This window comes from Microcystis sp. M_OC_Ca_00000000_C217Col (assembly GCF_007095585.1).
In the GTDB taxonomy this organism is placed as follows: Bacteria; Cyanobacteriota; Cyanobacteriia; order Cyanobacteriales; family Microcystaceae; genus Microcystis; species Microcystis panniformis.
In genome coordinates, this window is record NZ_SFBV01000012.1 from 1 (window position 1) to 5,769 (window position 5,769).

General features: G+C 34.8%; 3 protein-coding genes and 1 pseudogene. 3 read left to right on the forward strand and 1 reads right to left on the reverse strand.

Going from position 1 to position 5,769, the window contains the following annotated elements:
- From EWV66_RS00670 to EWV66_RS00680, 3 genes are all read left to right on the forward strand, one after another.
- Positions 1-264 (forward strand): Uma2 family endonuclease (locus EWV66_RS00670; protein WP_287109276.1); only part of this gene is annotated, 264 nt, incomplete at its 5' end.
- The gene (locus tag EWV66_RS00675) at positions 264-782 is read left to right on the forward strand and encodes a S1 family peptidase (RefSeq protein ID WP_287115878.1); all 519 of its coding nucleotides are present in this window, start codon (positions 264-266) and stop codon (positions 780-782) included. The genes EWV66_RS00670 and EWV66_RS00675, both read left to right, overlap by 1 nt.
- A 152-nt stretch (positions 783-934) precedes the next feature.
- Positions 935-5,176 carry a HEAT repeat domain-containing protein gene (locus EWV66_RS00680; protein ID WP_287109278.1) on the forward strand — a complete coding sequence of 1,414 codons (4,242 nt, stop codon included), beginning with the start codon at positions 935-937 and terminating at the stop codon, positions 5,174-5,176.
- A gap of 479 nt (positions 5,177-5,655) precedes the next feature.
- Here EWV66_RS00680 and EWV66_RS00685 read toward each other — a convergent pair.
- Positions 5,656-5,769, reverse strand: a pseudogene (locus EWV66_RS00685) (transposase family protein); the annotation flags it as partial.

Below are 5,769 nucleotides of genomic sequence, written 5' to 3' on the forward strand. Positions count from 1 at the left end.
GTCGAGGTTTTATCGAAATCAACTAGAGATTATGACCGTACTGATAAGTTTAAGTTTTATCGCTCAATTCCTGAGTTTAAAGAATATATTTTGATTGATCAATACCGTTATTATGTTGAACAATTTTATCAACAAAATAATGGGGAGTGGTTGTTTAAAGCCTCTGAATCAGACAAAGATGCTTTAAGGTTTCATTCTGTGGATTTTCAAATGTCATTGCTGGATATTTATCAACGCATTGATTTTAATTTAACTGAAGAATAATGATTAAATCCAATCTCGACTATCTACAAGAATCAATGGTTAAAATCCTCAATGAAAAAGGGGATACGCTGGGTTCTGGGTTTATTATTCGAGAAGATGGTTATCTCATTACCTGTCATCACGTTATCTATCTTTTACCCTCTTTAAGAGTAAATTATCAAGGGAAAGAATACGCATCTCAATGGTGTCAAGAATATTCTAATCCAGAAGTTGATATTGCTATTCTTAAGATTAAGATTGAGAATGCTAAACCTGTGAAGATTGTTAATTTTCAAGCTGGGTTAAATTGCGTCACAGTTTATGGATTTCCTAGAGAAAAAGAGAAGAATTTTCCAGAAGGATTTGATGTGAATGCCGATAAAATTACTGTCAGTGCGCCTTTAAATCTGCTTTCGACTTATCCTAATAATAAGATTGAATATAAGAATCCTTGGAATAAATTACCTGATAAATCTTCTAATTTTCTGACTCACAGAATTAATGCTAAGGTTGATAGGGGTAAGCTAAACGGCGCTTAACCTGCATGATCCAACAGCTATAACCCTTTTGGAGTCTATATCGGTGATCCGAAGTAAAAGCCGTTTAGCTTACAAGCGGAGGTGCTGTTTTTTCGGAAGAATTAGGAGGAGTTTTAGGGGTTATTCAATCGAGTAAAACTGATGAAAGTTATGTGATTCGGTGGGATAATATTTTAGATATTTTAGATAAACTGGGGTTAGAACCTACCAAAAATGCTGTTTGTCGATTTTTAGAAAAAATTCAAGATGAATTTCAATATCTTCAATTCTTTCATACTCGTCAAAAAATCTCGTTATTAAAGCAATATATTCCTATTGAAGTTACTTTAGAAAGACGCTATAACCATGAGATTGAAACATGGCAAGCTTATACAGGTGATGAGGGAACATTAAAGAAAATCTATGCCTTAAAAGGGTTTACTGAGGAACAGCAACGGGAAGAAAAAAAAAAAGTACAAGTTGATTGGGAAGAAGCCAAAGATAAACACAATAAAATGATGATTCTTGCTGATCCTGGAATGGGTAAATCAACTCTTTTAAGGATGGAAGCATTAAAAATTGCTAGGGAAGAATTAGGGAAGTTAGGTGTTAATACTCCTCAACCCTTCTTAAACAATCGGGAGAAGGTTAAGGTTAAGGATGTGATTCTTCCTTTGTATTTTCGGCTATCTGAGTTAGCAAATAAATTAGCAGAAAAAAATGATGATATTATTAACATAATACCTCAGTTAATTGATAAAAATTTTCAGATTGAGTCTATTGTCAAACAAAAGCTAGAACAGGGAAAATGTGTCTTATTTTTAGATGCTTTAGATGAAGTTTCTTCTATACAACTACATAAACTCAATACAAAACTTGAGAATTTTTTAGATAATTCTCCTTGTAAAATTTATCTAACTTCTCGCATTGTGGGTTATAGTGGCAAATTTTCAAAGGAAGTCAAAGAGGTAGAAATTGTTCCCTTTACTGATCAAAAGACAGCCGAATATATCAAAACCTGGTTTGTTAATGCGGAAGGTTATTTAGAGAATGATTTGGTATCAGCAGCAGGTTTAATTGAGGAGTTGAAAAATAAACCGCAAATTCAGGGTTTAGCACAAAATCCTTTATTACTTTCTTTAATTTGTAGTCTCTATCAAACTCAGGATTTAATTTTACCAGCAAAACGTAATGAAGTATATAAACAAGCAGTTGATTATATGCTGCGTGATTGGGTAGAAAATAGAAAGCTGGTATCAGTATCAGGCGGAAAGCGGATAGCGAAGATCAGATTATTAGAGATTGTGGCTTATGAGTTATCTTGTCGAGAAGAAGAAATTTTTATTTTCCAAGAAGAAGACTTTTTTAATGTTTTAGAAAGATATTTACGCCATGAAGAAGTATCAACAATTTTCCAGCAATCAAATAGTGATGAATTAATGATAGAGTTATGCGAGGAAGATGGGATTATTCAGAAGTTTCATGAAAAAGGAGATCAATGTCTATTTTTACATCGCACTTTCCAGGAGTATTTTACTGCTTGTTATCTTCATCAACGAATAAAGAAAAATCAAGAGGATGGAATTGCGTTAGTCAAGGCGCATTTCTGGGATCATGATTGGCATGAGACGATTATTTTGTTAGCGGGGATGATGTCTGATGCCAGTCTTTTATTAGAAGCAATTTTACAGGAAAAAGATGATATTTTTGCAACTTTATTAATACTGGCTAGTAACTGTCTGGCGGAAAGTAAAAATATTCAAGATTCTCTGATTAATCAGATAGTCGATAAGCTTTATAATGTGTGGCAGCGTGATTTTAGTTTAGAGTATATCAACAAGACAATGGTGACATTAGGGAAGACTTTTCCCGTGATGAGAAGACGATTAGAAAACGCACTTAAGGATTTACCTTGGTATGTCAGAGATAGTAAATTTAGTGCAGCAGGATTGTTAGGTGAAATCGGCAATCCTGAATCAATACCTGCTTTAAGTGCGGCATTAGATGATTCGGAAAAGAGAATTAAAGGTTATGCAGAAGACGATATAAAAGAAATAAAGAGAGAACGTAAACCTATACCAGATTTTGAATTAGATTTGCATAAAGAAAAACTATTCAGAGGTTGGGCATTAAAAGCATTAGGAGAAATTGGCAATTCTGAAGCATTACCAACTATTATTCGGGCGTTAAATTATTCAGATTGGTTTAGAGATAATGCTGCAATAATTTTAGGAAAAATGAACAGAAAGCAAGCTTTAGCTTTACCCTCTTTAATTTCAACACTATCTGATTCTGAAAAAAGTGTTAGATTTTGGGGGGTAAAAGCTTTAGGTGAAATTGGTGTTGGTAATTCGGAAACAATACAAGCTTTGATTACAGCACTCAATGATGTGAAAACTAGAGGGAATGCAGTAGAAGCGTTAAGTAAAATTAACAATTCAGCAGTAGTATCAGCTTTAATCGAGACAATTAAAAATTCAGATGGGGATTTCAGAAGTTATGCAGCAGTAGCTTTAGGTAAGATTACTAACCCAGATGCAGTACCAGTGTTAATAGAAGCAGTGAATCATTCAGCTTTTCATGTTTATATTAGATACTCTGCGGTACAAGCTTTAGGTAATATTGGCAACCCAGAAGCCGTGTCTGCTTTAATTGCGGTGCTGAATGATTCAGAAATAAATGATATATATTATGCAGCAGATGAACTTGTCAGAAATAAGGCAGTAGAAGCATTAAGTAAAATTGGAACTCCACAAGCGGTGTCAGGTTTAATTGAGGCACTAGCACTTAAGAATCCTTATCAGAAAGTCGCAGGTAAAGCGGCGGAAGCTTTATTAAATATTGGCACTGAGGAAGCCTACTTAGGTTTAATGACAGCACTTAATCATTTAGATGAAAATGTTAGGAAATATGCGGTAGAAGCGTTAGGAGAAATTAACAACATTGGCAGCACAGCAGCGATGCCTATTTTAATCGAGGCACTAAATAATCCTTATCAGGAAGTTAGAAGCTATGCAACGATGATTTTCGCAAAATTTCCTTCGGGATTGGTGGTTATTCCAGAATCTAGACAAGCTTTTATTGTTGCGTCGCTTAATGATTCAGATAAGACTGGTAGAGACTGTGTAGAAACCGCTTTAAGCTTGCTTCTTAATCCAGAAGAAGTATTAGCTTTAATGACAGCATTAACCAATTCAGATGAAACTGTCAGAAGTAATGCCATGGAATCTTTGGGCGAAACATTAGACAAAATTGGCAACCCAGAAACGATGTCAGGTTTAAGTATGGCACTAGAGGATTCCAATAATCTTCTCAGATGCTATTCGGCAATATTATTAACAGTTTATTTAAAAGGAAAAGGTAATCCAGAAGCTTTACCAATTTTAATCAAAGCACTTAATCATTCAGACAAGTATCTTAGACGCATGGCTGTAAGTGGTTTAGGTGAGAGCGACAATCCAGAAGTAGTGCCAGCTTTAATTATGATGCTAAATGATTCGGATTATGATGTCAGAGGCAGAGCAGTAATGGCTTTAGCAAATATCAGTCATCCAAAAGCGATACCAGCCTTAATTGAAGCTTTGAATGATGTAAATAAATATGTCAGATTTATGTCAGCAGATGCTCTAAGCAAAATAGGCAATTTAGAAGTGATACCAACTTTAATTGAGGGGTTAAATGATTCAGAAGAGATTTTTAGATTGCCCACGATTTGGATGGTAATTCATTTAAGTAGGATAGACAATTATATATTGATACCAGTTTTAATTGAAGCACTGAATAACTCCGATAAGAATGTCAGAGCGTTAGCAGCACAAACTTTAGGAAATATCGGCAACTCGGAAGCAATACAAGCTTTAATTGAGACATTAAATGATGAAGATGATCAGGTTCAATACATTGCTCAACTCGCTTTAAGCCAAATAGGCAATTCAGAAACAATATCAGCTTTAATCGATGTAATAAAGTATTCAGAGCATGATGCCAGATGGTATGCAAAAACAGCTTTAATTGATATTGGTAACTCAGAAGTAGTGTCAGCTTTAATTGTGGCACTGAAAGATTCAAATAAGTATGTCAGAAGTTTGGCGGCAGAAGCGTTAGGTGAGATAGGCAACCCAGAAGCAGTAACAGCTTTAACTGAAGCACTGACAGAGGCAGATGATTATGTTTTAGAATTCGTAGCAGAAGCATTAGAAAAGATGGGCGACTTAAGAACCTTGAAACAAATTATTTATCGTTGGGATATTGATATTTATGAATCTAATATTTTTCAGCTTGCCAGAAAACTTGCCATCCGCTATCGCAAAACTAAAAACTCAGTTATTCCAGTTTATCGTCAGCGATTTAGATTTCTCGTAAAGCGCATTAGAGGAATTATTGTTATGTTAATCTCATCATTAAGAGACAAATAAAATCGTGACTATTGCAGACTCGCAATTCCCACCCAGAAAGCCAAGCCGAAACCTGACTTGATGGTTTATCCTGAAAGAATGGAGAAGACGATAAAACACTTGAGTAAAAAGATACGGTTCTTCGGTTTGTCTTATGCAATGGACGGGGGTTATAAGGAATGAAACCCTTATATAGACAGACATTGCTGCGATTTTTATCAATTGTTTTTGATCTAGAGCGAACTAATTAATTAAATCTCTTGCCAGATAAAGATTTAGTCGATTTATGCCACCCGCTCGAACCATACCAAGTAACGACGAACCTTTTTAACAAGCTTTATCAATCTATTCATAATAAATATTGGCAGAGGATTAAAGATTAGTTATTGTGACTAACTCTTTTGATTAGAAAAAGATAAACTTGAGAATCTTCAGTCAAATTTATTGAATCAAAATCAGCTGTACTTAATTTAAATGAATCAACCCTAGTGGTTGGGGGGGCGGCGTGGTACTTCTAAATATACTCGATTGCCTAATATTGACAAATCTCTGACTAGATTATACTCTGTCTGATTGATTCTGTCCAAGGTTTGATGGCAATTCGGACATTCAAT